This is a genomic window from Deinococcus sp. KSM4-11 (assembly GCF_004801415.1).
Lineage (GTDB): Bacteria > Deinococcota > Deinococci > Deinococcales > Deinococcaceae > Deinococcus.
In genome coordinates, this window is the sequence record NZ_SSNX01000001.1 from 1,319,100 (window position 1) to 1,344,808 (window position 25,709).

Genomic DNA, 25,709 nt, shown 5'->3' on the forward strand with positions numbered 1-25,709 from the left:
CACGGCCGCCGGGCTTATACTCAGTCCAAAACAGTGCGTCCGGGTTCCCCGCCCCATGACCTCAAGGAGTGTGCCCCATGGAGTTCAGCCTGACCGACGAGCAACGCCAGCTTCAGCAACTGGCCCGCGATTTCACCCGCAGGGAGATCATCCCGATCGCCAGCGAGTACGACCAGAAAGAAGAGATGCCCTGGCAGGTGGTCGAGAAGGCCTTCGAGGTCGGCCTGCTGAACGTGGGCATTCCGGATCACGCGGGCGGCCTGGGGCTGGGCATGCTCGACGAGTGCCTGATCGGCGAGGAGCTCGCGTACGGTTGCATGGGTATCTTCACCATCCTGATGGCCTCGGAGCTGGGCATCACGCCGCTGCTGGTCGGCGCGACCGAGGAGCAGCAGAAGCGTTTCCTGACGCCGCTGACCGAGAAGCCCGGCCTTGCGGCCTTCGCGTTGAGCGAACCGAACAATGGTTCGGACGCCGCCGCCATGCACACCACGGCCGTGCTGGACGGCGACGAGTGGGTCATCAACGGCACCAAGATGTGGATCAGCAACGGCGGCGCGGCTGAGCTGACGGTCGTGTTCGCCACCACGGATCGTCAGGGCGGCCACCGGGCCTCGGTGGCGCTGGTGGTGCCAAAGGACGCGCCGGGCTTCAGTGCGAACAAGATCAAGCACAAGATGGGGCAGCGCGCCAGCTTGACCAGCGAACTGGTGTTCGAGAACGTGCGCGTTCCCAGGGACAACCAGCTGGGCGGCCTGGGCGACGGCTTCAAGATCGCCATGAAGACGCTCGACAAGACCCGCATTCCCGTGGCTGCCGGATCGGTCGGGATCGCCCGGCGTGCGCTGGACGAGAGCGTGAAGTATGCGCGGGCACGCGAGGCCTTCGGGAAACCCATCGCGGACTTCCAGGCCATCCAGTTCAAACTGGCCGAGATGGCCATGGGGATCGAAACCGGCCGCCTGATTTACCAGAAGGCCGCGTGGCTGGTGGATCAGGGCCAGCCGCACGGCTTCGAGAGCGCGATCGCCAAGGCCTACTGTTCGGAGATGGCTTTCAACGCCGCGAATGAGGCCATCCAGGTGCACGGCGGGTACGGGTACGTCGGCGAGTACCCGGTCGAGAAACTCCTGCGCGACAGCAAGCTGAACACCATCTACGAGGGTACCAACGAGATTCAGCGCGTGGTCATCAGCCGCGCCCTGCTGAGGTAGGCGCTCAGGGCGAGGGTCGTCCGGCCGCCTCGATGCGCCGCCGGACGGCCCTCGCCGTTGGGGGTGACCACGCCGGGTGAGGCCCCCACCAGGACTCGGCCAGATTGAGCAGCCAGGCCGCGCCGGCCGGCAGGGGCAGCGACAGGGCCGCCTCCAGTGAGGCGGCGTGCTCCGGATGCGTCCGCTCGACCCGCCGCCACACGTTGTAGGCGTCCACGGCGGCCGCGTCTGCCGGTGGCACCAGGGCCCGCAACAGTTGCAGGTGATCCTGCACGGCGTACACCCGGATCATCTGGTGGGCGGCGAGCCGTTCCCCGCGCGCGTGGCGGCCCACGCCCACGAGCAGGTGCAGCATCAGGTCGGACAGCAGGCCCGGCACGGCCTCCGCCGGTTCCAGCTTCGGGAGGGGCAGAGTCGCCGCCAGCCGCTCCGGCAGATCCCCCAGCCGGTCGAGGACGATCCGGGCATGGTCGTTGCGGCTCAGGCCAAGCTCGTTCGGCGTGAACACCGCGTATTCCAGCAGGTGCCCATCGGCGTAGATCACGCGGGCCCCGTGCGCCGTGTCGCGGTGATGGTGCACGATGGCTGCTTCCCGCTCGGGCAACCAGTCGAGGCCTTCGCGGTACGGCTCGGCCCCGTCCGGCGGGACGATCAGGAAGAAATCGTGGTCACTGTGCCCGTCCGGCGCGTGGTGCGTCCTGGCCGTGCTGCCCAGCAGGATCAGGCCCAGGACGTCCGGCCGGGCCTCTACACAGACCTGCAATGCCTGCGTGAAGGCCGCGTGGTCGTCCGCGACCATGGCTCAGCCGATGGGCGTGCTCAGGACGCCGACCCCCTCGACCTCCACCTCGACCGTATCCCCGCTCACGAGCGGGCCGACGCCCTCCGGCGTGCCCGTGAGGACGACGTCGCCGGGTTCCAGGGTCACGAAGCGCGTGAGGTAGGTCAGGATGGTGGGCACGTCGAAGATCATGTGGCTCGTGCGGCCGTCCTGCTTGACCACGCCGTTCACGCGCGTGGTGACGCGCACGTCGGCCGGGTCGAACTCGGTCTCCAGCCACGGGCCGAGCGGGCAGAAGCGGTCGGCGGCCTTCGCGCGGAACCACTGCAGGTCGGTCTTCTGCAGGTCGCGGGCGGTCAGGTCCAGGCCGCAGGTGTAGCCGGCCACGTGCGCCAGAGCGTTCTCCGGGGTCAGGTTCCGGGCACGGGTGCCGATCACCAGGGCCAGTTCACCCTCGAAATGGAAGTTCTGCGTCCAGGACGGACGCTGCACGGTGCCGCCCGGTTCAGCCAGCGCGTTCGGCCCCTTGAGGAAGATGCCGGGCTCGGTGGGCAGGTCGCCCGTGTCGTTGCCCAGTTCGCGGATGTGATCGAGGTAATTGCGCCCCACACACACGATCTTGGTCGGCTCCGCCGGGGCGAGCAGCGCAGATTGCTCGAAAGGAACCGTCTCGCCCGTGCGCTCCCCGGTGAGGCCGGTGGTGAGGTGGACGGTCTGGTCGTCGAGCTGGCCCCACTGGGGCTGACCCGCGTGCTGAATCCGAACGGTACGCATACCCGGAAAGATACCGCGCTGAACCTACTCGCCCGCGTCGGGCTGTTCCAACGGAATGCGCTCCAAGCCATCCGGGTCGAGCAGCGTGACGCCGTGCGCGCCGACTTTCACCATGCCCTGCTCCTCGAGTTTGCGCATTACGCGGGACACGGTTTCGCGGCTGGACGAGATGCGCAGCATGATGTCCTGCGTGCTGAGCGGCAGTACCTCCGGGCGGGACACCCCGGCCCCCAGGCGCTGCCGGTACAGGTTCATGAACACATGACTCAGGGCCGCCTCGGTGTTCATCCCGAAGGCGATGAGTTCGTCGTTCAGGAACGTGACCCGTTCGGCAAGCAGGCGACCGAGGTTCCACAGCAGCATGGGGTAGCGCCGCAGCAGCTGCTCGAAGTGCTCCCGGTACAGCATCAGCGTGCTGACCGGGGTCAGGGCCGTGACGGTCGCGCTGCGCTCCCGGGAGCGCGACAGCACAGCCGTCTCACCGATCACGCCGGGCGCGTACACGTCCCCCATGACGCGCTCGCGGCTACCAAGGCTCACGCGGCTGACCCGCACGACGCCCTCGGTCAGCAGGTGAAGGGATTCTCCCTGGTCATCCTGCGAGAGCAGGACGTCGCCCGGGGCGAGCCGCCGCTCGGTGACGATCCGGGCCAGTTCTTCCAGGGCAGCGGCCGGAACATCGTGCAGGAGCGGGTTGAGTTTCAGGGTTTCCAGCCGGGACATCACGGGGCATCCTACCGTGCCCGCAGCTGCCTTGGCCTCACCGATCACGGTTTACGTTCGGTAACGGGTCAGGACGAGGTGCGTCACCGGTTCTGTCCACTTCCAGAACCCGCCCGTTGTGCGTTCCACCGTGCCTGTCCCACGGGGTCTGAGGCCACGAGGACATCCCCTGAGTTCTTCCTGCCGCCGGACACCACTGGGCGGGCCGGGCTAAGATGCCCCGCGTGACCCCGCCCGTCCCTGCCCTGAGCGCCCGGAACCTGGAGCAGGCCTTCGGCGACCTACCCGTCCTGCGCGGCGTGTCGCTCGACATCCACGCGGGCGAGGTAGTGGCCGTCACCGGGCCGTCGGGCAGCGGCAAGAGCACGCTGCTGCACCTGCTGGGCGGCCTGGATCTTCCGCAGCGGGGGGAAGTGTGGTGGGCCGGGGAACGCTCCGATACCCTCGACACGCAGCTCCGTGCCCGGAAGCGCGCGGGCAGGATCGGCCTGGTGTTCCAGCACCACTACCTGCTGGAGGATCTGAACGTGCTCGACAACGTACTCATTCCCGGCCGCCTGGCAGGCCACACCGACGAGGCGCACGCCCGGGCTCTACTGGCGCGGGTGGGCCTGTCGGGGCGTGAACGTTCCCGGCCCGGCGTCCTGAGCGGTGGGGAACGTCAGCGGGTGGCGGTGGCCCGCGCCCTCGCCGCCCACCCGGCGGCCGTGCTCGCCGACGAGCCCACTGGCAGCCTCGACCGGGGTAATGCCCAGAAGGTCGCAAGCCTGCTCGTGGCCCTGGCCCGCGAGACCGGGGCAGGCGTGCTGCTGGTCACGCACGATGAACGCCTCGCCCGCCACGCGGATCGGGTGCTGCACCTGCTGGACGGCCAGTTCACGGACACCCTGCCCGACTACGATTGACCGGCTCTCCACACATTGATCGCGACCGAGCTGTCAGCGGGAACCAGCATTCCCGCTGAACGGGCGCTCAGGCGCGCCGACCGCCCCGTCCATACTGCGCCGCGACCTCGGGCTTCACGCCCAGCGCAAGGGCGGCGGCCTCCGTCCAGTGTGGGTCGCCCAGGTGCGCGCGGGCGATGGCGATCAGGTCGGCATCGTGGTTCTGGAGGATGCCCTCGGCGCGCTCGGGCGTGTCGATCATGCCGACGGCCATCACATGCAGGTCGGGATGCGCGGCCTTCACCTGCGCGGCGAACGGCACCTGGTAGGCGGGGCCGGCCGTGATCTGCTGCGCACTGGTCAGGCCGCCGGAACTGACGTCCAGCACATCCACACCCTCGTTCAGGAGGAGTCCGGCCAGCTGTGTGGTCTGGTCGGCGTCCCAGCCGCCCTCGGCCCAGTCGGTGGCGCTGACCCGTACGAACAGCGGCTTGTGCATGGGCCACACGGCCCGCACGGCCCGCACAACCTCCAGCAGGAAGCGCGTGCGGTTCTCGAAACTCCCGCCGTACCCGTCCGTCCGGCTGTTCGCCAGGGGCGACAGGAACTGGTGCAGCAGGTAGCCGTGCGCGGCGTGAACCTCGACCGTGTCGAAGCCGGCGATCTCGGCCCGGCGGGTGGCCGCCACGAAATCTCCGGTCACGCGGGCGATGTCCTCGGTGGTCATGGCGATCGGCGTGGGGTAGCTGGGGTCGAAGGCCGCCGTGTCCGGCCCGATCACCTCCCATCCGCCCTGCTCAGGGGGGACGGCGCCCCGGCCGCGCCACGGCGCGAAGGTGCTGGCCTTGCGCCCGGCGTGGGCGAGCTGAATACCGATCCGGCCCCCCTGCGCGTGAATGAAGTCCGTGATGCGGCCCAGCGGCGCGATCTGCTGGTCGTCCCACAGGCCCAGATCCTCGGGGCTGATGCGGCCCTCCGGCGACACGGCGGTCGCCTCGTTGAAGATCAGGCCCACGCCCGCCAGGGCGTACTGCCCGAGGTGAACGAGATGGAAGTCGTTCGCGTAGCCGTTCTGTGCCGAGTACATGCACATGGGCGACACGACCACGCGGTTGGGCAGAGTCAGGTACTTCAGTTTCAGGGGCTGGAACAGCAACGGGGTGGACTCACTCATGGCCCGACTGTAGGCGGGTGATCCGGGCAGCGCCAGTGGGCGCGCACTTCACGAAGCGCAGAGGCTTCCCGGCCCTCAGCGCCGCCGGGAGTCGCGCCGCGCGGCGGCCTGGGCCTGCGCTTCGTGCCAGAAGCCCGTCTCCAGCACCGTCAGATCCGGCGTGGGCGCGCGCCCCGGCTGCCGGTAGTCGGTGGCCTCCAGGCGGATCAGCAGGGAGTGTGGCCTGGCCTGTGCGGCGGCGAACACCGCGTGTTCTGGCGCCGCGCGGGCGGCCGTCACGAGCGCCCCGTAGCGGTCTCCGAGCACCTGAAGATCCCGCACGCTGCCCGTGTACACCCACGGGCCGTGCTCGCCCAGCAGGGCCAGGAAGCCCGTCCATTCAATGTCCAGCAGGGCACCCATGACCTCACGGCGGGGGGTGCCGGACGGCAACCAGGGCCGCGCCGTGAGCAGGTCGGACGCGAAGTGCGCCTCGGACGCGAACTCGGCGGTAGCACGCGCTGCATCGGAGGGACTGCCCACGTCACGCAGTTCCGCCAGGTGTGCAAGGCGGATCCGGGCATCCGGATCCAGGTGAATCGCACGGGGCGCAGGAAGACCAAGGGATGCCCAACCCGGCGCGTGCTCCACGCTCAGCTGCTCGCGCTGGTGTAACTGGCGACCGCATGCCGCCAGAACAGCCGCGTGACGAGAAACAAGGCCGCCGCGACGACCGGGGACGCGAGGGCCAGTTCCACGCCCAGCTGCCCGGTCAGGGCCTGCGCGGGCACGGTGGTCACGAACGCGACGGGCACCACGAAGGTCAGCAGGAAGCGCACCGGCACCGGGAAAGCGCTCGTGGGGAAGCGGGCCGCGCCGAACACGCCGCTGAACAGCTCGGTCACGTTCTGTGTCTTCACGAACCAGAAGGCGGTGGTGCTCAGGCCCAGCCAGATGCAGTACACGATGACGAGCGCCGAGGCGTACAGCAGCGTGGCCGCCAGCACGCTGCCGGGCGTGACGGTCAGCGCACTGGCCGAGTACAGGATCAAGCCCAGCCCGATCACGATGTCCGGCATACGCAGCACGTTCAGGTTGCGGGTACTCACGTTGAACTGCGCGTCGATGGGTTTGAGCAGCGTGAAATCCATGCTGCCGGTACGGACGGCCTCCGCGATGCGGCTCATGTTCGGCTGCACGAACACCGCGATGAAGCCCTCGGTGAGCATGTAGAAGCCCGTGACCAGCAGCGCCTCGCGGAACGACCAGCCGCCCACACTGGTCGTGCCCGGCTGACCGAACAGCACGCCGATCCCCAGGAGCGCCACGCCCACCTGCCCCAGGCTGGCGAGCACCGCCCCGACGAAGTTCGCGCGGTACTCCAGCTGCGCGGCGACGGTCGCTCCGGTGAAGATCCGGATCAGACGCAGGTAGCGGGTCACGCGCCCACCGCGCCGTACTTCCGTAGGCCTGCCCGCCACACGGTCAGCCGCACCACCCAGAACACGGCCAGCCAGCCCAGCAGCACCAGCGCTCCCTGACCCGCCTGCCCCAGCGTGGCCTTTCCCGCCAGCAGTTGCGCGGGCAGGCCCAACATGTACGGAAAGGGCGTCCAGACTGCAATACGCTGCACCCACTCCGGGTAGAAGGCCAGGGGCGCGAACATCCCGCCCAGCGCCGCGTACACCAGCCACACGATCTCCTGGAAGGACGTGCTGGAATCCGTCCAGAACGCCAGCAGGCCAATGGTGTACTCCCACAGGAAGCGGGCACTGAAGCCCACGACGATCAGGCCCAGGGCCGCCGGGTACGCCCACCAGTGCGGAGTGAAGCGCGCCCCCGACAGCCACGCGAACACGGCCACCAGAGCCAGCATGGGCACGATCCGGATGAACCGCTCGGACACGTGCCCCAGCAGGTGCTGCCAGAACGGATCGAGCGGACGCAGCAGCTTGGGCGACAGCACGCCCTGCCGGATCTCGTAATCCAGCTCGTGTGACACCCAGACCACCAGCAGTTGTGCGACCACCCACGTGGCCAGGAAATACGTGGCGAAATCGGCGGGCTTATACCCGCGTACCATGCCGCCGGGGGCCGCCGCCGCCTGGGCCATCCACACCAGCATCATCACCAGCGACAGGGTGCCGGACAGCATCCAGATCACCACCTCGGCGCGGTACTCGGCCATCAGGGCGAACTGCACGGCGAACAGCACCCGTACCTTGCGGCCTGTGGCCCTCAGCCGGGGAGCGGTCACGCGGGCACCTCCTCCTTCGCCACGGCCTCCAGCACTTCGGGCCGGCGGCCGCCGAACAGTTCCGCCATGACCGCCTCGATGGGCGGATCCTCCACCGTCAGGTCGGCCACGTCGAAATCGGCCAGGAGTCGCGCTGCCCTCGCACTGACCTCGCCGCGCGGCACGGTCAGCTCGGCGCTCAGGCCGTCCGTGGACACCACCCGGCCATACCCGGCGAGCGCCTCCGGGGACGCCACCTGCCGCAACTGCACCCGGATGGTCTTGCCACCACTTCCCTGCCCAGCCAGCGCGGCCAGATCGCCGTCGAACACCAGCTGCCCCTGGTCGATCACCAGGATCCGTTGGGCCAGCGCCGTCACATCCGCCATGTAGTGGCTGGTCAGCATCACGGTCGCCCCGTAGCGCCGGTTGTACTCCTGTACGAACTCGCGCACCGCTTCCTGCATGTTCACGTCCAGGCCGATGGTCGGCTCGTCCAGGAACAGCACCTGTGGCCGGTGCAGCAGCGCCGCCGCCAGCTCGCACTTCATGCGCTCCCCCAGCGAAAGCTTGCGCACCTGCTTTTTCAGGATGCCGTCCAGCGACAGCACCTCCGTGAACTCCCGCATGGTCGCCCGGTACTGATCGTCGGGAATCTCGTAGATCGCCTGATTCACCAGAAAGGAATCCAGAGCGGGTAGATCCCACAGCAGTTGCTGCTTTTGCCCCATCACCAGCGTGATGCGCTTCAGGAACGCCGCCTCTCGCCGCCGGGGATCGAAGCCCACCACCCGAGCCGTGCCCGCCGACGGGTGCAGGAGCCCCGAGAGCATCTTCAGGGTCGTCGTCTTCCCCGCCCCGTTCGGCCCCAGGAAGCCCACGACCTCGCCCGGTTGCAGGTCGAAGGACACACCCTTGACGGCGTCCACGGTGCGGGTCGTGCGACTGACGAAGGACTTCAGACTGCCCAGGAACCCCGGCTCCTTCTCGTGCACGGCGTACTGCTTCCGGAGGTCGCGGACGTGGACGGCAGCGTCCGGCATGGGAATCGACATGATAGACGCAGGATACGTCAGCAACGGATTTTATTGACGAAGGTAGGCCACTTGACGTAACGGCGGGGGCGTCCCCACGAGTCCCTGGTAATATAAAGCGGCACTTCACACTCCGGGGTGAACTCCCCCCACGGTGGTATTGCCTTTCCCAGACGGCTTCTACAGTTACGGGATGCCCAATCGTCTTTCCTTGTTGCTGACCGGGTGCGCCCTGCTTCTCGCCGCGTGTGGGGGTGGCGGAACGCCCACGGTGCAACCTCCCGCCGACCCAGTCTCCAGTGTGTCCGGCATGGTCGTGGAGGATTCCTCGACGGGTGGGGGAATCGTGACGACCGCGTGGGCCGGTGGGGCGGGACAGATCACCGGGAAGATCACCTATGGGAGTGGGGATTCGGCGACGACCGAGGCAGTCACCACGGGCACGCTGTCGCAGGACGGCACGTTCACGCTCGATCTTCCGGGCAGCATGGACGGCGCGAAACTGCACGCCTTCACCGGTTCGTTTTTCGACGTCGGAGCGCAGGCTCAGGCTGACAGCGGCACCACGGCGTGCAGCGGGTCGCCCACGCTGAGTTCAGCGTCTGCGCGGGGCGTCATGCTCCTGGTGAATGTGGAGGCCGCCAGAAACGGCTCCATCGTTCCTCTGCTGGCCGCGTCGTCGGGCACGTCGTCGCAGTCGGCCGGTGGCTTCCAGATCGGCGGCCTGCTGTACGTGGACTCGCCCGTCATCGTGGGTGGGAAGGTCGTGTGTACCAGCACGTATTCGGGCACGCAGGTCACGGGCACGGTCACGTACCGCCTAAATCTCGCGGCGGGCTGGAACAAGCTGACGATCCGGGAATCGAGCGGCGCGACGTCCCTGAGCGGCGGAGCGAACTCCCAGGACATCTCCCTGACGAGCGGCGCGTTCCCCACGGATCAGTGGCTGTTCTCACCGTACACGGCCCCAATCCCGGTACGGCCCGAGGACATCGGCTCGCCCGTCCGGTAGGTCACCGCGCCGGATTTGGAGCGGCGGCAGCATGACGCGGTGGAGGCGACGGCGTTTCGATGTGTCGCCGTTCCGACCCCGTCCGGGGGCACCATCTGCCCACCGCCGTGCGGCTAGACTCCGCGCATGACGCGCCGGGACGGTGAAGGACGCACGCAGACGCTGGAGCGCACGCAGACGCAGCGGCCCCGGCTGTACCGGGTGCTGCTGCTGAACGACGATTACACGCCCATGGAGTTCGTGGTCATGGTGCTGGAGCGCTACTTCCGCAAGGCAGAGCAGGAGGCGCAGCTGATCATGCTGGCCGTGCATCACAAGGGACGGGGGGTGGCGGGCGTGTACTCGCGGGATGTGGCCGAGACGAAGGTGGCGCAGGTGACGTCGCACGCGCGCTCGGAGGGGTATCCGTTGCAGGTCGTGGCGGAGCCGGAGGCACAGGAATGATTGGGGAGCATCTGCAGGTGACGGTGGGCCGCGCGGCGGATTATGCGCGCGAGGCGGGGCACGAGTACGTGACGCAGGAACACCTGCTGCTGGCCCTGACGCACGATCCGGAGGCGCGCGAGGCGTTGGTCGCGCTGGGCGTGGACGTGCCGAGGTTGCGCGACGACCTCCAGGCTGTACTGGACGGGCTGGAGGTCGTGGAGGACGCTGAGCCGGACTTCACGCTGGGCGTGCACCGGGTCGTGCAGGGGGCCGTGCTGCAACTGCACGCGAGCGGCAAGGGGCAACAGCAGGCGGACGGCGCCCGGGTGCTGGCCGAGCTGCTGGAGGAACCGGACAGTCCCGCCCGCATGGCGCTGGAAGCGCAGGGCGTGACGCGGCTGGACGTGCTGTCGTTCATCTCGCACGGGGTGGCGAAGGTCGAGGGTCGGGGCCGGGAACGCGTCACGGCGGGCGTGGACGGCACCGAGGCCGAGGCGGAGCCGCAGCAGAGTCCGCTGGAGGCGTACGCGGCGAACCTGACGGAGCAGGCCAAGGCCGGGGAGTTCGATCCGGTGATCGGCCGGGAGCTGGAGCTGGAGCGCGTCGTGCACATCCTGGCGCGGCGGGGGAAGAACAATCCGGTGCTGGTGGGCGAGCCGGGCGTGGGCAAGACGGCGCTGGCCGAGGGTCTCGCGCAGCGGGTGGCCGAGGGGAAGGCGCCGGGCTTTCTCAAGGGCGCGAGCGTGTACGCGCTCGATCTGGGGGCGCTGCTGGCGGGCACGCGCTTCCGGGGGGATTTCGAGCAGCGCCTGAAGGGTGTACTGGCCGAGCTGGATGGACAGAACGCGGTGCTGTTCATCGATGAGTTGCACACGCTGGTTGGCGCCGGGGCCACAGAGGGCGGCAGCGTGGACGCCGCAAACCTGCTGAAACCGGCCCTGGCACGTGGAAAACTGAGGGTGCTGGGAGCGACCACTCCGGCGGAACTGCGGCATCTGGAGAAAGACCGCGCGCTGTGGCGGCGCTTCCAGACGGTGGAGGTGCCGGAGCCGTCCGAGGACGATGCCCTGGCGATCCTGCGCGGCCTGTCCGGACGCTACGCGGATCACCACGGTGTGATGTACACGGATGGGGCGCTGGACGCGGCCGTGCGCCTGTCGGTGCGGCACCTGCGCGACCGGTACCTGCCGGACAAGGCCATCGACGTGCTGGACGAGGCTGGAGCCGCCCGCAGCAGCGCCGGGAAGGGCGGTACCATCGACACCCCGGACATCGAGGCGACGGTGGCCCGCATGGCGCGCGTGCCAGTCGGCGCGGTGAAGGCCGAGGAGATCAGCTCGCTGTCGACGCTGGCGGCCGACCTCGGGAACCGCGTGTACGGGCAGGACGAGGCCGTAGGCGCCGTCGCGTCGGCCGTGAAGCTCGCCCGCGCGGGCCTGCGCGATCCGCAGAAACCGCAGGGGATGTTCCTGTTCGCCGGGCCGACCGGGGTGGGCAAGACCGAACTGGCCCGCGCCCTGGCCGACCGGCTGGGCGTGACCCTCACGCGCTTCGACATGAGCGAGTACCAGGAACCGCACACGGTCGCGCGGCTGATCGGGGCCCCACCCGGATACGTGGGCTTCGACCAGGGCGGCCTGCTCACGGACGCCGTGGCCAAATCGCCGCACGCCGTCCTGCTGCTCGACGAGATCGAGAAGGCCCATCCGGACGTGTACAACATCTTCCTGCAACTCATGGATCACGGCACCCTGACGGATCACGCCGGGAAGAAGGTGGACAGCCGGGGCCTGATCCTGGTGTTCACCACGAACGCCGGAGCGGCCGACGCGAGCCGCCCGGCGCTGGGCTTCTCGCGCGAGGGTCGCCCCGGTGAAAGTGCGGAGGCCGTGAAGCGGACGTTCACGCCGGAGTTCCGCAACCGCCTGGACGCCGTGATCCACTTCCGCCCCCTGTCGCGCGAGGTCATGGCGGGCGTGGTGGACAAGTTCCTGCGCGAACTGTCGGCCCAGCTCGCCGAGCGGAAGGTCACCATCACCGTGACGGACGCCGCGCGCGCCAGACTCGCGGAGCTGGGGTACGACCCGGCAATGGGCGCCCGCCCGCTGGCCCGCGTGATCGAGGAACGCGTGAAGCGCCCCCTGGCCGACGAGTTGCTGTTCGGTCGCCTCAAGGACGGCGGCGCGGTCACGGTGGACACCGAAGGCGGGGCCTTCACGTTCAGCTGACGCGTCGAGCAGGCGGCAGGGCCACGTCATCCCAACGGTGAATGACTTTGCCCGCGCTGGCCGGTATGCTCGCCCCGTGCGTGCGCGAATCGTCGTGGGAGTGCTGCTGGCCGGACTGATCGCGGTGGCGGCCCCTGCCGCTCCCTTCCTGGCCCATTACGGAGCGTGGCCCCACCGGCCGGATCGGCCGGTCACGGTGCTGCTGGCCGGCGTGGCCCCGAAGTACGACGATTCGGCCCCGGTGTGGCCGTGGCCGGCGAAACCCGAGGATTACAGCGGCAACACCGACACCATCCTGCTGGCACAGGTGCGGCCGGACGGCAAGATGAACCTGCTGAGCATTCCCCGCGACTCCTGGATGAACATTCCCGGCTGGGGCGAGGGCAAGATCAACGGCGCGAACCCGCACGGCGGGCCCGACATGCTCATCGCCGCCGTGCAGAAGCTGACCGGCGTACCGGTGGACGGCTACGCGTTCGTGTCCCTGTACGCCCTGCGGGCCCTGACGGACGCGGCGGGCGGCGTCACGCTGGATGTTCCTGCCCGCATGAAGTACGACGACAACGCCGGGCACCTGCATATCGACCTGCACCCTGGCGTGCAGCACCTCAGTGGCGTGCAGGCCGAGGGTTTCCTGCGGTTCCGGCATGACAACATGGGGGATATCGGGCGGGTTCAGCGCCAGCAGCTGTTCCTGAAGGCGCTGGCCGCACAGGCGAAACGGCCCTGGAACTGGTGGCGGGTGCCCCTGATGGTGAGCGCCATCGACCGCAACACGAAGTCCGGCCTGAACAAGGCGACCGTGGGGGCACTGCTGGGCGCGGCCTCGGGCGGCCTGACCCTGCAGACCAGCACCGTGCCCGGCTCCTTCGGCTACCGGGGCGCGGCCAGCGTGTGGGACGTCGATCAGGCCGCGCTGGACGCCCTGGTCGCCAAGTCCTTCCGTGATCCCACTGATCCGCGCTTCCTGAATGTGGCGGTGGTGAACGTGGATGCGCCCGACGGAAGTGCCCGCCGTCTGAAGGCCCATCTGGAGGATCTCGGATACCGGAATGTGTCGATTGCCAATGGAGCGCGCGGGCCCGCCAAGACGACCATCTCGGGCACCCTGGCGGGCCGGGTGCAGCAGGATGTGGGGCATGGCGCGGTGGCGGCCGGGGCTGGTGTGCCGGGCGCCGACGTAACCGTGCGGCTGGGGTCGGATACGCCCGCGAACTGAGCGGACTCCACTGACGTTCATTCGCGTCGAGGCCCTGATCGGGTCGTACCATCATCGGCCCGATACATCCCTCACGGGCAAGGAGCCGTCGCACGGAGAGCAGACGATCAGGCCAAAGATCTGAATCGATTCAGTTGCATCCACTTTCCTGCTACGCTGTGCCCATGACACAGCAGACTCCGCTGGTGGGCGAACTCAAGTGGTGGCAGCGCGGCATCATCTACCAGATCTACCCGCGTTCCTTCCAGGACAGCGGCGGTGACGGCGTGGGCGACCTGCGCGGAATCACCGCCCGCCTGCCGTACCTCGCCAGCCTGGGCATCGAGGCCGTGTGGCTCTCACCCATCTTCACGAGTCCCATGCGCGACTTCGGCTACGACGTGGCCGATTACTGCGACATCGACCCGCTGTTCGGCACCCTGGCGGACTTCGATGAACTGGTGACGGGCGCGCACGCCCTGGGTCTCAAGATCATGCTCGACTACGTGCCCAACCACACCTCGTCGGATCACGCGTGGTTCCAGGAGGCGATCGGCTCGCGGGACAGCGCGAAGCGCGAGTGGTACGTCTGGCGCGATCCGGCCCCGGACGGCGGGCCGCCCAATAACTGGGTGTCGTTCTTCGGCGGCCCCGCGTGGACGCTCGATCCGGCGAGCGGGCAGTATTACCTGCACCAGTTCCTGCCCACCCAGCCCGACCTGAACTGGCGCAACCCGGATGTCCGGCAGGCGATGGGCGACGTGCTGCGCTTCTGGATGCGCCGGGGCGTGGACGGCTTCCGCGTGGACGTGATCTGGCTGCTGGCCGAGGACGAGCGCTTCCTCGACGAGCCCGTGAACCCCGACTGGACGCCCGGCACCGTGGAGCACGCGAAACTCGACCATATCTATACTCAGGATCAGCCGGAAACGCACGCGTACATCCGCGAGATGCGGCAGGTGCTGGACGAATTCGACGACCGCATGATGGTCGGTGAGATCTACCTGCCCATGGATCGCCTGCTGCCCTACGCCGGCACCTCCGACGCCCAGATGGTGCACCTGCCCTTCAACTTCCACCTGATCCAGCTGCCGTGGCAGGCCGAGGTGGTGCGCGCCTTTGCCGACGGCTACGACGCGGCGAGTCTGGCGGCGGGCGCGTGGCCAAACTGGGTGCTGGGGAACCACGACCAGCACCGCTTCAAGACCCGCGTGGGCGCCGAGCAGTACCGGGTGGCGCAGACCCTGCTGCTGACCCTGCGCGGCACGCCCACCGTGTACTACGGCGATGAGATCGGCATGCAGAATGTTCCCATTCCCCTGGAGCGCATGGTCGATCCGGCAGGCCTGCAACAGCCAGACGTCCCTGCCGCAGGCCGTGACCCGGAGCGCACGCCCATGCACTGGGACGCCACTCCGAACGCGGGCTTCACCGCCCCGGACGTCACGCCCTGGCTCCCGATCGACGAGGCCGCGCCCGTCAGGAACGTGGCCGCGCAGGACGCCGACCCGGCCAGCGACCTGAACTACTTCCGCGCGCTGACCCGCCTGCGCCGCGAGCACCCGGCCCTACTAGGAGGCAGCTACGCCAGCGTGGACACCGGCGTGTCCGACGTCTTCGCATTCCAGCGCGTCCTGGACGGCACCACGCTGACCGTTCTGCTGAACTTCGGCAACGGCACGCACGATCTCGCCGAGGTCTCACACGGACAACCCCTGCTGAGCAGTATGGGCGACCATCCCCAACCCGGCACGCCGCTCCGGCCGAACGAGGCGCGCGTCCTGCTGGGGTAATACACAGGCGCCCCCACCTCAGACGCCTGCCGTGAACTGTCCGGCAGGCGTTGTGACGCTGTCTGCCAGGTGCACAGCCTTGACGGCCACGATGTCCAGTCACCCCCTGCCCCTCCCGAGAGCAAGCAGGTGTCCGAATCAGTACGGCAGGCCCGCGAGGCGCAGGAGTTCCTTGCGGGCCACCTGGGCGTCGGCCAGCCGCAGGTGGCGCTCCGGGTGGGTCAGGGCGACCAGCAGGCTGCCGAGCGGATCCTGGGTCTCGTCCCAGACCTCTCCGGGCTCCGGCAGCCAGCCATGCAGGCCCCAGCCGAGCAGCACGCCGATCCCGAACAGGTCGCTCTCCGGGCCGAGCGGTTCGCCCCGCGCCGCCTCTGGACTCTGGAAGGCGGCCGTGCCGAACCGGGTGGGCGACTCGAACGTCTCCAGTGCAGGGCCAGCCAGGTCGAAGTCCACCAGTTTGGCGCTGCCGTCGGGCTCCACGATGATGTTCTCCGGTTTGATGTCCCGGTGCACCAGCCCCAGGCTGTGCAGGTACGCCAGCCCGTCCAGGACATGCGCCATGGACAGCAGGAAGGCCCGGCGGTCATGGGTGGCGGCGGGCCGGTGGGCGTAGCGGGTGAACATCACGTCGCCGCGCGCGAGGACGGCCACCAGGGCCGGTTGATCGTCCACGCTGGCCCGCCCCAGCATGCGCCCCAGGCGGGGATGATCCAGACCGTGGGCGTGCTGGTACTCCCGGTCGGCGAAGGTCGCGAGGTGCAGCGGGAAGATCTTGACGGCGCAGGGCTGGCCTTCGCGGGTCACGGCGAAGTACACCAAGCTGTGGGACCCCCGGCCGACCGGGCGGACGAGCCGGATTCCATCTCCAACCACCTGTCCTGCGAGCGGCACGGCTTCAAGCTATCCCAGGACTCCCCCCACCGGATAGGCCTCCCCCACCGGCCGAGTCCGGATGATGAGACCGGCTGGCCCCGCGCTGCGCGTGATTTGCACGGCTGGCCGCCAGGTGGAAGTGCCTTGACGGTCCCGCTGCACCTTAGGACGGATGGGCTATCCTGCGCGGTGCATGACGAGACTTAGTAAAGCCGCCCCGACCGCTCTGCAGAAACTGTGGAAAGAACTGCTCGAACCCATTGTGTTCGCGGTGGTCATCACGCAGTTCGTGGCAACGCTGGTCGGCGTGGACGGCGTGAGTATGATGCCCAACCTGCGTGACCGCGAGCGGGTGTTCGTGCCGAAGTACGAGACCTGGTTGCACAAGGCCGGCGTGGGTGAATTCAGCCGCGGGGACATCCTGATCTTCAAGCCGCCACGCGAGGCGTCCGCAAAGATCTCGAACCTGAACAAGAGCGCCTTCGGGCTGTACAGTTACCGGCCCTTCCTGATCAAGCGCCTGATCGGCCTACCGGGCGACCGGATCAAGGTGCAGGGAGGCGAGGTGACGGTGAACGGCGTGAAACTCGATTCCTCCTGGACGACCGATTACTGGCGGGATCAGGGCTGCTGGGATTCGCAGAGTGCCCTGGCCACACAGACGACCTCCGACCAGTACGGGGTGGTACCGAACCAGGCGGAGATCACGGTACCTGCCGGGTCGTACTTCGTGATGGGCGACAACCGCACGCCGAGCGGTTCGGAGGACTCCCGCCTGTTCGGGCCGGTCGCCCGCCGGGATGTGGCGGGCCGGGCGGCCGCGGTCGTGTGGCCGATCATGCGCAAGTCGAACGTCAAGTACGACTGCGCCGCGAACGCCGTGGGAGAGTTCAGCGGCACGAACGTCCTGAACTGGCGCCTGCTGACCCGTCCGGAGGCGTTCCAGACCCTGAAATCCAGCCTGGCTGCCAAGTAACCAGTGGGGAAACGGAGGCGGCCGGGCATGCCCGGCCGCCTCGACGCTGCAAGATCCAGCTCCGGCGGATCAGTCCTCGTCCGGATCGTCGGGTGCCTCGTCACCGTCCAGGGAAGTGATGACCGTGTGCTCGCTGGTCACCCGGTACGGGCCCTCCTTGGCGATGTAGTCGGCAGCCATGCGCAGGGTTTCCTCGACCCAGCCGTAATCGTTGCTGATGGTGGCCACCCCAATCACCTCCCAGTCGTGGGCGTCCAGGCCGTCGAGCCGGGCGACCGTCAGGGGGTATCTGGCCTTGAGACGCTCCACGACGGGACGCACCAGGGCGCGTTTCTCCTTGAGGTTGCTCACCCACGGCATGTCCACGCGGATGGTCAGGACGCCCACGTAGCCGAGGGCCACGGTCAGAGCATGCCGGCCAGGAAGCCCTGGGCGCGCACCTTGCGCACGAGGTCCATGACCGTGAGTTCGGTGGCGTCGTAGTAGACCTCGATCTGGCCCTCGTCGGGGGCGGCGCGCGTCACGCCCGGCGTGGCGAGCAGGGCGGCCGCAACCTTATGTCCGGCCTCCCGGCTCATGCCTCGGACGCCCAGCAGGACGCGGGTGGGTGGGGTGGTCATGGGCGCATTATGCCGCCGGGAGCGCCGCGTGTCTGCGCCGCCGTGGGGGTCAGTCGGGGGCACCCAGCGTCACGGTGAGCCTCCGGCCGGGCGCGGTGTCGGTACGGCTCCCCAGGTGGCAGATCCCGTACGATCCAGGACTGACGGTTCCTTCCTCGCGTGCCTTGGTGAACAGGATGGGTGTCACGGGCAGGTGGATCTCGTACACGGCCGAGTCGTACGCGCTCTTGATCACCGCCTGGAAGAGCCCATCGGCCGTTCCGTCGGGAGCGTCCGGGGCAAGCGAGACGGTGCGGACGAGCACGATGGGCCGGTCTCCCTGCCAGACATGCTGCGCCTGGACGAAGCCGTGCAGACCCGTGTCGTCCTCGGCCACGAAGGAGTGTTCGCTCCGTTCGTAGAATTTCAGGGCGGGCAGGCTGGTGTGCAGGCGGCCCTCACGTTCGCGTTCGGGCAGGGCGTCGAAGGCCGGTTCCAGGTGGCGCTGAAGAGTCAGATCGAGCGACTGGAGAGCCGCGTAGTCCGGCTCGCCGTAGGTGCGGTAGCGCATGAGGGCAGGCTAGCAGGGCGCGGGGGGCGTGCCGTGGGCGGGTGTCACCCAGCGGGTGAAGGTGCCCAAGGGGACATTCAACTTATACTGAGTTCAATTTAGAACCTGGTGTAGTCGCCGTGACTGCCGCCCCCTGATCCAGCCCTGGCCCCGCCACACGATCATGATCCAGCCCACCGTCCTGAGGAACGCCATGACCCACTCCCCATCCCGCCCCTGGCTCACCCACTACGAACCCGGCGTTCCCCATGACTTCCAGCCCAGCGGGCGCACCCTGCCACAGGTGCTGGAACACGCGGCCGCCACCTGGCCGGAGCGCACGGCCCTGGACTTCCTGGGAGCGGGCACCACCTACCGCGCGCTGCTGGAGGACGCCCGCCGGCTGGCGAGCGCGCTTCACAAACTGGGCGTGCGGCCCGGCGACCGCGTGTCGATCATGCTGCCCAACTGCCCGCAGTTCGTGACCGCGTTCTATGGCGCCCTGATCGCCGGGGCCGTCGTCGTGAACACCAGTCCGCTGTATACCGCGCCGGAACTCCAGCACCAGCTGATCGACAGCGGCTCCGAGACCCTGATCCTGCTCGACACCTTCTATCCGCGCTACGAGCAGATCCGCGCGCAGGTGCCGGTGAAGCGCGTGCTCGTGACGGGTATTCAGGACGCCCTGCCCTTCCCCAAGAACCTGCTGTATCCGATCAAGGCGCGGCGGGAAGGCACCTGGGTTCACGTGCCCGCCAGCGAACGCACGCTTTCCTTGAAGGACGTCATCCGCTCGCAGCCACCGGCCGCGCCGGGCGTGGGCGTTACCGCCCAGGACACCGCGCTGTTGCAGTACACAGGCGGCACGACGGGCACGCCCAAGGGGGCCATGCTCACCCACCGGAACCTCGTCGCGAATGCGGAGCAGGCCCGCGCGTGGATGTCGGATCTGCGCGAGGGCCATGAGGTCACGCTGGCCGCCATTCCCTTCTTCCACGTGTACGGCATGACGGTCGCCATGAATCTGAGCGTGCTGACCGGCGCGACCATGGTGCTCATCCCGAACGCCCGCGACATCCGCATGGTTCTGGACGGCATTTCCCGCACGAAGGCCACGCTGTTCCCCGGCGTACCCACGCTGTACAACGCCATCAACAACCACCCGGACACCGCCGCGCACGACCTGACCTCGATCCGCGCGTGTATCAGCGGCAGCGCGCCCCTGCTGCGCGAGACGGCCCGCCGCTTCCGGGAGATCACGAACGGCGCGAACCTGGTAGAGGGCTACGGCCTGACCGAGGCGAGCCCCATCACGCACACGAATCCGATCTTCGGGGATCAGCAGGACGGCAGCATCGGCCTGCCCTTCCCCGGCGTGGACGCCATGATCGTGGACGACCAGGGCCAGCCAGTACCGACCGGCGAGACCGGGGAACTGTGGGTGGCCGGTCCGATGGTCATGCAGGGCTACTGGAACCGCCCGGACGAAACGGCCGCCACGCTGGTGAAGTCCGGCGGCCTGACCTGGCTGAAGACCGGGGACATGGCCACCATGGACGACGCCGGGTACTTCCGGATCGTGGATCGCAAGAAGGACCTGATCATCGCCGGGGGCTTCAACATCTACCCGCGCGAGGTCGAGGAAGTCCTGATGACCCACCCGGCCGTACTGGAGGCCGCCGCCGTGGGCGTGCCTGACGAGTACCGGGGCGAGAGCGTCCACGCGGTGGTGGCCCTGAAACCCGGCCAGAGCGTGACCGAGAAGGAACTGATCGCCCACTGCCGCGCGCAGCTCAGCGCGTACAAGGTGCCGCGCAGCGTGGAATTCCGCGCGGAGCTACCCAAGACGGCCGCCATGAAGATCCTGCGCCGCGACCTCGCCCAGGACGCCCGCGAGCGCCTTCAGGGCGAGCGCAGCGGTTCCTGACTCCGGCGAAACGTCGACGACTCCGCCGGGAACGTCACCGGGAGTTCAGGCGTTCGCGAGCGGCGCGTACGCACTCGCCCCGCCATCCAGCGGGCTCGGGGGGCGGCCCTGGTGCAGCGCCGCCGCCCCGGCCAGCGCAATCATCGCGCCGTTGTCGGTGTTCAGGCCAGCGCCGGGGAAGACCACGCGCAGGCCAGTCGCCGCGAAGGCCTCCCGCAGCGCCCGGTTGGCGGCGACACCACCCGACACGACGACCGTGCCCCGCCCCGTCGCCTCGGCGGCCCGCACGGTGGTCTTCACGAGAACCCGTACGGCCATCCTCTGGAAACTGGCGGCCAGATCCTCCGGTGCCGCTCCCGCGCGGTGCGCGAGCAGGGCGGCTGTCTTCAGGCCGCTGAAGCTGAAGTCGAAGCCCTTCTGACCCTGCAGGGGTTCCTTGAAGGCCACCGCGTCCACGTTTCCGCGCGTGGCCGCCTCGCTGATGGCCGGGCCGCCCGGATACCCGAGGCCCGCCAGCCGGGCGATCTTGTCGAAGGCCTCGCCCGCCGCGTCGTCCTTGGTCGCGCCGACCAGCACGTATTCGCCCTCGCGCGGCACGTCGAACAGGTGCGTGTGCCCGCCGGACACGACCAGCGCCAGGTACGGGGCGTGCAGGTCGCCCTCGGCCGCCGCCGCGTGGATGTGACCCTCCAGGTGATGCGCCGCGTAGAAGGGCACGTCCAGCGCCTGCGCCAGGCCCTTGCCGTACATCAGGCCCACCAGCAGGGCCCCGACCAGCCCGGGACCGGACGTGGCCGCCACCGCGCCGAGGTCTGTGAGGGTCACCCCTGCATCCTCCAGGGCATCCCGCGTGATCTCCGCGATGCGTTCTACGTGTTCGCGGCTGGCGAGCTCCGGCATGACCCCGCCGTACTGCGCGTGCACCGTCTGCGACCACACCCGGTTCGACCGCACCCGCAGCGACCCGTCCGGCACGAGTTCCACCACGCCGACGCCCGTGTCGTCGCAGGACGTGTCGATCCCCAGCACCAGGCGGGAGCGGTCAGAGGTCATTGCCTGGGGGCTCATCGCGCGTCAGGGTAGCAGGGCCCGCGTGGCCCGCGTCATGACGGTCGCACTATCCTCCGGGGCGTGCCGCCCGACGACCCACCGATCATCACCACGCCGGATGGCTCGCGCACCGCCCTGAGCGCCCGCTACGGCGAGGCCTACGGTTCCCGGCACGGCGCGGCCACCCAGGCCCGGCACGTTTTTCTGGAGGGCACGGGCACCGACACCCACCCAGCTCCGCGCGTGCTGGAGATCGGCTTTGGGCTGGGCGTGAACTTCCGGGCCACGCTGGCGAACACAGCGGCGCGTGGCGCGCCCCTAGAGTACGTGGCGTGGGAATTCGACCCGGCCCCGGTGGAGATATTGCGGGAGGTCGCGGATCAGGAAGCCCATCCCATCTGGCCAGCGCTGCTGGAACGCTGGGCGCCAGACGCAGAGGCCGAGTCTATCCAGCTCGACGTGCAGGACGTCCGCCTGACCATCCACTTCGAGGACGTCCTGACCGCCACGCTGCCCAGAGCCTGGGCCACGGCTCTGTACCTGGACGGTTTCTCCCCCACCCGCAATCCGGAGGTGTGGACGCCGGACTTCGTGGCGCGGCTCGCGCTGGCCCTGGCGCCGGGTGGGATGCTCGCCACCTACTCCGCCGCCGGTCACGTGCGCCGCGCGCTGCAGGCGGCGGGCTTGAGAGTTGAGCGCCGTCCCGGTGCGCCCGGCAAACGCGAGTGCCTACGCGCCGTGCGGTTCGCGTGATTCCGCCGGTCATCGTCATCGGGGGCGGGATCGCCGGATCGAGCGTCGCGTACTTCCTGGGTAGGGCCGGGGTGCGTGTCGTCCTGGTGGATGCCGGCATTCACGCCGCGAGCACCGTTCCCTCCGCGCTGCTGAATCCGGTGCGTGGACAGGCAGGTCGCGTGCCGGAGCGGGCGCTGGAGGGCCTGCCCTTCACGTGGGCGCTGCTGCGCGACCTGACCGGGGCTGGCTTCCGTATGCCCCACGGAGCCACCGGCGTGTACCGGCCCGTCCCGGACACGAAGACCCGTGAAAAGTTCGACCGGCACCGACCGGCCGCCCTGCGAGCGGACTGGCAACACGCCGACGACGTTCCCTTTCGCCTCGCCACCGGCTGGAATGCCGTTCTGCACCTGCCCGGGGGGGGCTGGGTGGACGGCGCGGCCTTCATACAAGGGCTGCGCTCCGCAGCGGGCGCCCCGGTGATCGCTGCGAAAGTAACCTCATGGACGGCCGATTCGGTCACGCTGGAGAACGGTCAGCGCCTTGCCGCCTCTACCGTCATCCACTGCGGAGGCGCCATCGGCGCGACCTGGGCGGGACTGGGCGGCACGCACCGCGCCGGAACCATGCTGCTGCTCGACCGGCCCGCCACACCGGCACCGGTCAGTTTCGGCGCCTACCTCGCCCCGGCGGCCACGGGTGGCGTCCTTGGGGCGACCTTCGAGTCGCCCACCGCGCTGTGGCATCCAGAGGCCCTGCCGCTCGCCTCGCTCGGCTGGCTGCTCGGGAAGGGCGCGGCCCTTGTTCCGCTGACCGGCACGTCCATCACCGGAACATGGAGCGGCACACGGCTGTCCGGTTCGACCGTGGGCCGTGACGACCGGGGCGTGTGGCACCTGCGGGGCCTGGGCAGCCAGGGCTTTCTGCTCGGACCGCTCCTGGCGGCGGAACTCGCGGTCACCGTCGCGCGTCACGTCGCGGGTGACGCTCCGGAACGCTGAACGCTCCTTTCCGAATGCGGCACTGGACTACACTGTGCGGGATATGGCGACTTACCGCATCTGCTTGATCGAAGGGGACGGCATCGGCCACGAAGTCATTCCCGCCACCCGCCGCGTGCTGGACGCCGCCGGCTTCGACGCCGAGTACGTGCATGCCGAGGCCGGGTACGAGTACTTCCTCGACCACGGCACCAGCGTGCCGCAGGCCACCTACGACGCCGTGGAGAACACGCACGCCACGCTGTTCGGCGCGGCCACCAGTCCCACCGGCGAGAAGCCCAAGGGCTTCGCCGGGGCCATCCGGCACCTGCGCCAGAAGTACGGCCTGTACGCGAACGTTCGCCCCACCAAGACCCGCCCGGTGCCCGGCGCGTACGAGAACGTCGATCTGGTCATCGTGCGCGAGAACACGCAGGGGCTCTATGTCGAGCAGGAACGCCGCTACGGCGACGTCGCCATCGCCGACACCGTGATTACCAAGGACGCCAGCGATCGTATCGGGAAGTACGCCGCGAACCTCGCCATGCAGCGCGACAAGCGCCTGACCGTGGTGCACAAGGCGAACGTGCTGCCCGTCACGCAGGGGCTGTTCCTGAACACCATCCTCGACCACTGCAAGACCGTCGATGGCCTGAACACCAGCACCATGATCGTCGACAACGCCGCCATGCAGCTGGTGCGCAACCCCCGGCAGTTCGACGTGATGGTCATGACGAACATGTTCGGCGACATCCTCAGCGACCTCGCGGCCGGGCTGGTCGGCGGGCTGGGCATCGCCGCCAGCGGCAACGTGGGCGACAAGTTCGGCATCTTCGAATCGGTGCACGGCAGCGCCCCCGACATCGCCGGGCAGGGCGTCGCCAATCCCACCGCCAGTATCCTGGCCGCCGTGATCATGCTCGACCACATCGGCGACCACGCGACCGCCCGCCGCCTCGACAACGCCGTGAACAAGGTGCTCGCCGAAGGCCCCCGCACCCGCGACCTGGGCGGCACCGCCGGCACCAAGGAATTCACCGACGCCGTGATCGCCGCGCTGTAAGTCCGGTTCCAGGGACGCCGGGCCGGGGGCCGTCACTTCTCCATCAACGAACCGCCGCCTCCCCACCAAGGTGGGGAGGCGGCGTTCACGGCGGTGCTTACTTGAACTGGGCCAGTCCGGCCTTGAGGATGGCATCGGTGTTCACGTCCACGACCGCTTCGCCCTGGGCGGCGCTGCGGGGCGGGCGGGCAGCCTCGCCGGTGTAGCTGAACTTGCCGTCCTTATCGGCGGTTACCGTGACGGGCTTGCCCGCCACTGTCAGCGTGACCTTATCGCCCGCCTTGAGGCCGCCGCCGGTGAAGTTCAGGGGCTGGGTGGAGCGGGTGTCGGTCACAACCACATCGGGCGTGATGCCCTTCTTGTGAATCTGACGTCCCTTGGGCGTGAGCCATTCGTTCGAGACGATGGCGACCTTGCCGCCGTCGGGCAGGCCGTCGATCGGCGTCTGGGCGACCCCCTTGCCGAAGGTCTGCTCGCCGATGATCTTGGCGCGGGCGTCGTCCTGGAGGGCACCGGACACGACCTCGCTGGCGCTGGCGGAGTTCTTGTTGACGAGCACCACGAGCGGCCCGGTGTAGTCGGTGGTCGCGGGTTTGGCGGTGCCGTACACCACGGTCTTGCCCGCGCGGTCGCGCAGGGAGACCACGGGGCCGCTCTGGAGGAACTGATCGGCCACGTCCACCCCGGCGTTCAGCAGGCCGCCACCGTTGTCGCGCAGGTCGAGGATCAGGCCCTTGACGTTCTTCTTTTTCATGTCGGCCACGGCGGCGCGGAACTGCTCGCTGACCTTGGCGTTGTAGAAGGTGTTCAGCGCGATGTACCCGATGTTCCCAGGCAGCACCGTCTGCTCGACGCTGACAATCGTGACGGGCTGGCGTTCCATCTTCACGACGTAGGATTTGCCGTCGCGGGCGAACGTGACGTTCACGGTGGTGCCCTTCTCCCCGCGAACGAGGCGCACGATGTCGTTGAGTTTTTTCGTGCTGACGTCTTCGTCGCCGATCTTCTGGAAGGTGTCGCCGATCTGTACGCCCGCCGAGGCGGCCGAGCCGCCCCGGAAGACATTGTCGATCTTGCCGCCGGTGCCGTCGGAGTTCGCGGCGATCAGCTGCACGCCGATGCCGTAGAACTCGCCGTTCAGATTCTCGGAGTCGATGGCGGTGTCGGCCGGTTCGCTGTAGTACGTGAACTGGTCGTCCAGGCTGCCGATCGCGCCGGTGATCGCGCCGCGCAGCAGCTTTTCCTGGTCGATGGGATGCAGGTAGTACTTGTTCAGGTCGCTCAGGACTTCCAGAAAGGTGCGTCCGGTGGCGCTGGAGTTCAGGGATTCCTGAGTGTAGGCGCCGAGCTGGGCGTACGCAACGGCGGCCGTGGCCGCGCCGGCGGTCAGGATCAGGGTGAGGCGTTTGGCATTCACGGCGTCAGGATAGGCCGGACGGATGAGGACGATTGAATGCCCCATGACATCACGGGTGAGAAGGGCCGCGTCCCGGCTGGACG

Annotated in this window: 26 protein-coding genes; 12 read left to right on the top strand and 14 right to left on the bottom strand. The window is 68.8% G+C overall.

Translation table 11 applies throughout. From position 1 onward, the window contains the following. The first annotated feature begins 77 nt into the window (after window positions 1-77). Window positions 78-1,214, top strand: coding sequence for an acyl-CoA dehydrogenase family protein (locus E7T09_RS06570; RefSeq protein ID WP_136388273.1), 1,137 nt, complete (start codon window positions 78-80; stop codon window positions 1,212-1,214). A gap of 4 nt (window positions 1,215-1,218) precedes the next feature. Here the strand turns inward: E7T09_RS06570 and E7T09_RS06575 are convergent, their stop codons facing one another. The 3 genes from E7T09_RS06575 to E7T09_RS06585 are packed head-to-tail and all read right to left on the bottom strand — an operon-like array spanning window position 1,219 to window position 3,492. Next, window positions 1,219-2,013: a hypothetical protein gene (locus tag E7T09_RS06575; RefSeq protein ID WP_136388274.1), complete on the bottom strand. Its 795-nt coding sequence runs from the start codon at window positions 2,011-2,013 to the stop codon at window positions 1,219-1,221. A gap of 3 nt (window positions 2,014-2,016) precedes the next feature. Next, window positions 2,017-2,769 (bottom strand): fumarylacetoacetate hydrolase family protein, encoded by a 753-nt coding sequence (locus E7T09_RS06580; RefSeq protein WP_136388275.1) that lies wholly within the window; start codon window positions 2,767-2,769, stop codon window positions 2,017-2,019. Between the two features lie 24 nt (window positions 2,770-2,793). After that, the gene (locus E7T09_RS06585; protein ID WP_136388276.1) at window positions 2,794-3,492 is read right to left on the bottom strand and encodes a Crp/Fnr family transcriptional regulator; all 699 of its coding nucleotides are present in this window, start codon (window positions 3,490-3,492) and stop codon (window positions 2,794-2,796) included. A 215-nt stretch (window positions 3,493-3,707) separates the two neighbouring features. Between E7T09_RS06585 and E7T09_RS06590 the strand changes: the two genes are divergently transcribed. Further along, window positions 3,708-4,397: an ABC transporter ATP-binding protein gene (locus tag E7T09_RS06590; protein ID WP_136388277.1), complete on the top strand. Its 690-nt coding sequence runs from the start codon at window positions 3,708-3,710 to the stop codon at window positions 4,395-4,397. Between the two features lie 67 nt (window positions 4,398-4,464). Here the strand turns inward: E7T09_RS06590 and E7T09_RS06595 are convergent, their stop codons facing one another. The 5 genes from E7T09_RS06595 to E7T09_RS06615 all read right to left on the bottom strand — a co-directional run bounded on the left by E7T09_RS06595 (window position 4,465) and on the right by E7T09_RS06615 (window position 8,820). Further along, window positions 4,465-5,550, bottom strand: coding sequence for an NADH:flavin oxidoreductase/NADH oxidase (locus E7T09_RS06595; RefSeq protein WP_136388278.1), 1,086 nt, complete (start codon window positions 5,548-5,550; stop codon window positions 4,465-4,467). 75 nt (window positions 5,551-5,625) lie between these two features. Then, entirely contained in the window at window positions 5,626-6,072 is a 447-nt protein-coding gene (locus E7T09_RS06600) for a hypothetical protein (RefSeq protein ID WP_136388279.1), read from the bottom strand. Between the two features lie 110 nt (window positions 6,073-6,182). Then, a complete protein-coding gene (locus E7T09_RS06605) occupies window positions 6,183-6,971 on the bottom strand; it encodes an ABC transporter permease (RefSeq protein ID WP_136388280.1) in 789 nt (262 codons plus the stop codon). After that, window positions 6,968-7,717, bottom strand: coding sequence for an ABC-2 family transporter protein (locus E7T09_RS06610; RefSeq protein WP_136388519.1), 750 nt, complete (start codon window positions 7,715-7,717; stop codon window positions 6,968-6,970). Before E7T09_RS06610 ends, E7T09_RS06605 begins: the two co-directional genes overlap by 4 nt. Window positions 7,718-7,782: 65 nt before the next feature. Continuing rightward, a complete protein-coding gene (locus E7T09_RS06615) occupies window positions 7,783-8,820 on the bottom strand; it encodes an ATP-binding cassette domain-containing protein (protein WP_136388281.1) in 1,038 nt (345 codons plus the stop codon). 172 nt (window positions 8,821-8,992) lie between these two features. Here E7T09_RS06615 and E7T09_RS06620 point away from each other — a divergent pair, with 172 nt between their 5' ends. From E7T09_RS06620 to E7T09_RS06640, 5 genes are all read left to right on the top strand, one after another. Next, window positions 8,993-9,811 carry a hypothetical protein gene (locus E7T09_RS06620; RefSeq protein WP_136388282.1) on the top strand — a complete coding sequence of 273 codons (819 nt, stop codon included), beginning with the start codon at window positions 8,993-8,995 and terminating at the stop codon, window positions 9,809-9,811. 126 nt (window positions 9,812-9,937) lie between these two features. Next, window positions 9,938-10,255, top strand: coding sequence for an ATP-dependent Clp protease adapter ClpS (gene clpS, locus E7T09_RS06625; RefSeq protein WP_136388283.1), 318 nt, complete (start codon window positions 9,938-9,940; stop codon window positions 10,253-10,255). Then, window positions 10,252-12,465, top strand: coding sequence for an AAA family ATPase (locus E7T09_RS06630; protein WP_136388284.1), 2,214 nt, complete (start codon window positions 10,252-10,254; stop codon window positions 12,463-12,465). Before clpS ends, E7T09_RS06630 begins: the two co-directional genes overlap by 4 nt. A 76-nt stretch (window positions 12,466-12,541) precedes the next feature. Further along, complete coding sequence (locus E7T09_RS06635) at window positions 12,542-13,684, top strand: LCP family protein (protein WP_240741645.1); 1,143 nt, start codon at window positions 12,542-12,544, stop codon at window positions 13,682-13,684. A gap of 164 nt (window positions 13,685-13,848) precedes the next feature. Next, entirely contained in the window at window positions 13,849-15,456 is a 1,608-nt protein-coding gene (locus E7T09_RS06640; RefSeq protein WP_136388285.1) for an alpha-amylase family glycosyl hydrolase, read from the top strand. 138 nt (window positions 15,457-15,594) lie between these two features. Here E7T09_RS06640 and E7T09_RS06645 read toward each other — a convergent pair whose 3' ends face one another. Next, complete coding sequence (locus tag E7T09_RS06645) at window positions 15,595-16,347, bottom strand: serine/threonine-protein kinase (protein WP_136388286.1); 753 nt, start codon at window positions 16,345-16,347, stop codon at window positions 15,595-15,597. Window positions 16,348-16,522: 175 nt separating this feature from the next. On the opposite strand from E7T09_RS06645, the gene lepB reads away from it, so the two are divergent. Continuing rightward, window positions 16,523-17,305 (top strand): signal peptidase I, encoded by a 783-nt coding sequence (gene lepB, locus E7T09_RS06650; protein WP_168734720.1) that lies wholly within the window; start codon window positions 16,523-16,525, stop codon window positions 17,303-17,305. A 69-nt stretch (window positions 17,306-17,374) separates the two neighbouring features. Here the strand turns inward: lepB and E7T09_RS06655 are convergent, their stop codons facing one another. The 3 genes from E7T09_RS06655 to E7T09_RS06665 are packed head-to-tail and all read right to left on the bottom strand — an operon-like array spanning window position 17,375 to window position 18,475. After that, window positions 17,375-17,707, bottom strand: a complete 333-nt coding sequence (locus E7T09_RS06655; protein ID WP_136388288.1) for a DUF503 domain-containing protein — start codon at window positions 17,705-17,707, stop codon at window positions 17,375-17,377. 2 nt (window positions 17,708-17,709) lie between these two features. Beyond that, window positions 17,710-17,925 carry a heavy-metal-associated domain-containing protein gene (locus tag E7T09_RS06660; RefSeq protein ID WP_136388289.1) on the bottom strand — a complete coding sequence of 72 codons (216 nt, stop codon included), beginning with the start codon at window positions 17,923-17,925 and terminating at the stop codon, window positions 17,710-17,712. 49 nt (window positions 17,926-17,974) lie between these two features. Continuing rightward, a complete protein-coding gene (locus E7T09_RS06665; protein WP_136388290.1) occupies window positions 17,975-18,475 on the bottom strand; it encodes a DUF1999 domain-containing protein in 501 nt (166 codons plus the stop codon). Between the two features lie 193 nt (window positions 18,476-18,668). Between E7T09_RS06665 and E7T09_RS06670 the strand changes: the two genes are divergently transcribed. Further along, a complete protein-coding gene (locus E7T09_RS06670; protein WP_136388291.1) occupies window positions 18,669-20,381 on the top strand; it encodes a long-chain fatty acid--CoA ligase in 1,713 nt (570 codons plus the stop codon). A 45-nt stretch (window positions 20,382-20,426) separates the two neighbouring features. Here E7T09_RS06670 and tsaD read toward each other — a convergent pair whose 3' ends face one another. Then, window positions 20,427-21,449, bottom strand: coding sequence for a tRNA (adenosine(37)-N6)-threonylcarbamoyltransferase complex transferase subunit TsaD (gene tsaD / locus E7T09_RS06675; RefSeq protein ID WP_240741646.1), 1,023 nt, complete (start codon window positions 21,447-21,449; stop codon window positions 20,427-20,429). A gap of 63 nt (window positions 21,450-21,512) precedes the next feature. Here tsaD and mnmD point away from each other — a divergent pair, with 63 nt between their 5' ends. The 3 genes from mnmD to E7T09_RS06690 are packed head-to-tail and all read left to right on the top strand — an operon-like array spanning window position 21,513 to window position 24,209. Next, the gene (gene mnmD / locus E7T09_RS06680) at window positions 21,513-22,184 is read left to right on the top strand and encodes a tRNA (5-methylaminomethyl-2-thiouridine)(34)-methyltransferase MnmD (protein ID WP_240741647.1); all 672 of its coding nucleotides are present in this window, start codon (window positions 21,513-21,515) and stop codon (window positions 22,182-22,184) included. Then, complete coding sequence (locus tag E7T09_RS06685; protein WP_136388293.1) at window positions 22,181-23,167, top strand: FAD-binding oxidoreductase; 987 nt, start codon at window positions 22,181-22,183, stop codon at window positions 23,165-23,167. Before mnmD ends, E7T09_RS06685 begins: the two co-directional genes overlap by 4 nt. 43 nt (window positions 23,168-23,210) lie before the next feature. After that, window positions 23,211-24,209, top strand: a complete 999-nt coding sequence (locus E7T09_RS06690; protein ID WP_136388294.1) for an isocitrate/isopropylmalate dehydrogenase family protein — start codon at window positions 23,211-23,213, stop codon at window positions 24,207-24,209. A 97-nt stretch (window positions 24,210-24,306) separates the two neighbouring features. Here the strand turns inward: E7T09_RS06690 and E7T09_RS06695 are convergent, their stop codons facing one another. Beyond that, a complete protein-coding gene (locus tag E7T09_RS06695) occupies window positions 24,307-25,626 on the bottom strand; it encodes a S41 family peptidase (protein WP_240741648.1) in 1,320 nt (439 codons plus the stop codon). Window positions 25,627-25,709 lie beyond the last annotated feature (83 nt).